Origin of the sequence: Streptomyces sp. NPDC048496, assembly GCF_043200055.1 — a bacterium.
Taxonomy (GTDB): domain Bacteria; phylum Actinomycetota; class Actinomycetes; order Streptomycetales; family Streptomycetaceae; genus Streptomyces.
In genome coordinates this window covers 1-2,919 of sequence record NZ_JBICXB010000121.1, presented here as the reverse complement: position 1 = coordinate 2,919, position 2,919 = coordinate 1, and the positions used below count along the sequence as shown (strand labels likewise).

General features: G+C 65.2%; 2 protein-coding genes. One reads left to right on the top strand and one right to left on the bottom strand.

What is annotated here, in order from left to right; all coding sequences use genetic code 11:
* Nucleotides 1–282: integrase core domain-containing protein (locus ACGFSA_RS34965; protein WP_393310186.1), on the top strand; the 282-nt coding region annotated here is incomplete at its 5' end.
* On the opposite strand, the gene ACGFSA_RS34960 is transcribed toward ACGFSA_RS34965, so the two are convergent.
* Nucleotides 260–2,398, bottom strand: a complete 2,139-nt coding sequence (locus ACGFSA_RS34960; RefSeq protein ID WP_393310184.1) for a galactosylceramidase — start codon at nucleotides 2,396–2,398, stop codon at nucleotides 260–262. The genes ACGFSA_RS34965 and ACGFSA_RS34960 overlap by 23 nt on opposite strands.
* Between the last annotated feature and the right edge of the window lie 521 nt (nucleotides 2,399–2,919).

Below are 2,919 nucleotides of genomic sequence, written 5' to 3'. Positions count from 1 at the left end.
GGAACGGATGGATCAACCGCACAGATCCATCGTCACCACGGCGAACGAGCGCATTCGACAGCTCACGCCAACGCGGTGAGCGAGGCGTTCAACAGTGTCCTGAAGGTCGAGTACGTCCACCGTCACACCTTCGGCACCCGGGCCGAGGCCCGGATCAAGATCGCCACCTGGATCACCGACTTCTACAACGCACGTCGACTACACAGCGTGTGCGATTTCAAGAGTCCGATCGACTACGAACGCGAGTACTGGGCCGGCCTCACCGTAGGGCTGGCTGCATAGGAAGGACTCCACATTTCGAGGGGATTGACACCTGCGCACTCCCCCCGTTGCAGTCCCACAGCCACACCGGGGTGCCGTTCGCGCTGGAGTCGTCCTTGACGTCGACGCACTTGTCGGCCAGGCCCGAGGTGATCGGGCCGACGTGGGACGAGACTGTGCCCGGGGTGAGGGCGAAGTTGTCGAACTGGTCGGCCTGGTATCCGGTCACGCCGAGGCCAGCCTGCCCATTGGTGTAGCTGGAGTTGGTGGCGCTGCCGACGGTGACGCCGTCCACCACCGCAGAGAGGGTCGAGCCGTCCAGGGTGAACGCGACAGTGTGCCAGCTGCCGGTACCGAGCGCCGTGGTCCTGCCGCTGGCCAGGGTGGTGAAGGTCCACTTGGTGTCGCTCTTGTCGATGGACCAGGCGCCGGTGTCGCTGACACGCAGATGATAGGCGTTCAGGCCGTTGTTGTTCTTGTTCTGCTGGTTGACGCGGCCGAGCAGTTCGACACTGCCTTCCTTCTCGAGCATGGTGTCGACGGTGACGGTGTAGTTGCTCCACGTGCCGTCGCCCATGACCGTGTACGGGGCGTTGTAGGGTTCGTCGGTCCATCGGATCGGCGTCGTCGGAGCCATCTGGCGCAGGCAGGTGCCCGAGCGGCCGCCACCGCAGGCCACAGTCTGGAACGCGCCGTTCATGTCGGAGAAGTACTTCGGCGATGTGGTGGTGGCGGGGGTCTCGAAGCTGTCAGCATACGGCAGTTCGAGTGCGCCGGCTGCCGGCGGGGTCGCGGTGCCCTTGCCCTGGCCGGTCGTGGTGGTCACGGTGTAGACGTAGCCGGGCTGGAGGGTGACGTTGAATTTGCCACCGCGCGGGGTGATGTCCTGCTGGCGGACGAACCAGCTCGCGGAGTCCCCCGACTTGACGTCGGTGGCCCACACGTGGACCCGGCCTCTGGACAGGCCGCCCTTGACGGTGAACGCGGCGCTCTGGGCCGCGGTGGCGTCCATGGTCTCGATGACCGTGCTGTAGTCGGAGTTGTTCGTCGACTTCAGCGTCACGTAGCTGCCGTTGGTGCGGTTGCCGCCGAGATATCCGCCCGCGGAGTCGATGTAGTGCCAGCCGGGTTGGGTGAACTGTGTGGTGTGCGCGGTCACCCATGTGGTCTTGCCGATTTTGTAGTTGCCGGACCAGGGCTGGTTGGCGATGGACATCCCGTCGGTGGAGAAGTGGAGGTTCGGGTAGAGCGCGGCGATGACCGGCCAGTTGAAGTAGGCGGTCATCTTCCCGTCGATGTAACCGCGGTTGATCGACCGCGCCACAGCGGACGCGCCGGTGTCCGCGTCCTGGGAGCCGTTCTCGCTGGCCCACAGCGGCTTGCCGAGACCCTGTGCCGTGGCGGTGCTGGAGCAAGTGGTGTAGGCACCGAGGTAGCCGCACGGATAGTGGACGCCGACGACGTCGACAGCGTCGTTGAACGCCGGGTCCTGGGCCATGGCGTCGGCAACCTCCCAGTCGCTGTCCGTGGCGACGACCTTGGTCGCGTACCCGCGCGAGGTGAGCGTGGCCTTGAGTTTCTTGTACCAGGCCGCGTCGTAGCCGCGCTCGTTCCAACCGCCGAGGTAGTCGATCGTCAGGTCGTGCTTCGCCGCGCAATCCATATAGGACATCAGATAGTCGATGGTGTCCTGGGACCAGAAGTTGCCGCCGCCGATCCAGCCGGGGGCGCCCCAGGACAGCGCGGCAAGCTTGATACCGGGGTTGCGGGCCTTGGCCTGCTCTGCCATCCACCACTCGTAGCCCTGGTTGCAGTCGACGGTGCCGGCCGTGTGCATGTGACTGGGCTCGGCACCGTCGGTGGAGTTGGTGTCGCCGCCGATCTCCAGCTTGAGCAGCTGGAGCGAGGCGCCGTGGCCGGGCTTGAAGAGGTAGTCGAGGAGATCGCTTCGCTGCGGCTCCGGGTAATCGGCCAGGAGTCGGGAGTTCCCGCCGCCGCCGGAGATGGCGCCGACACCGTCAAAGGTCAGGCCCGGCTTGGTTCCGTCGATGGTGATCGAGGTCTGCGGCGTGGGCGCGGCCTGCGCGACGGCGGGAGCGGCCAGGCCGGTGAGCGTGCTCAGCAATAGGCTTGTCACTGCGGCGAGCGTGCGCCAACGACGCACTGGTGCCCGAGTCATGCTGACTCCTTCGGGATTCGGATACTTGAGGGCCTACGGCGCGCTGAAGACCTGAAGAGAACCCGAACTGCCGGGAGAATCACGCCGCATCCCCACGAGGCGCATGGGCAGGAAGTTGCTCGAACACGCCAAATATGAAGTCTGAATAAACAAATGTCAACGGTTAGTAACAGAATCGCGCATACCTGTGCGGGTGGTCTGTGACGCCCCGGCAGGGGCGCTGCCGTGGTTCGCCGCCCGTCCGCGCGAACGACCGGCTGCACGCAGCGGAAACCGGCCGGATCGGCTGACGAGGTCCGCACCGGACGGCCGGGGCCACGCCGCCCGGCCTTGCGGTAATCTGCATTTGTTGAATTGTGATGCTTTCCGTGTGTTGACCATGAAGTTCATGGTGGATTCGGCACACAGACGATCAGGGATGGGCTCGTGACGGACGCAGGACTGCTCGCACCCCAGCGAAGGGCACTGATTCTCGACAT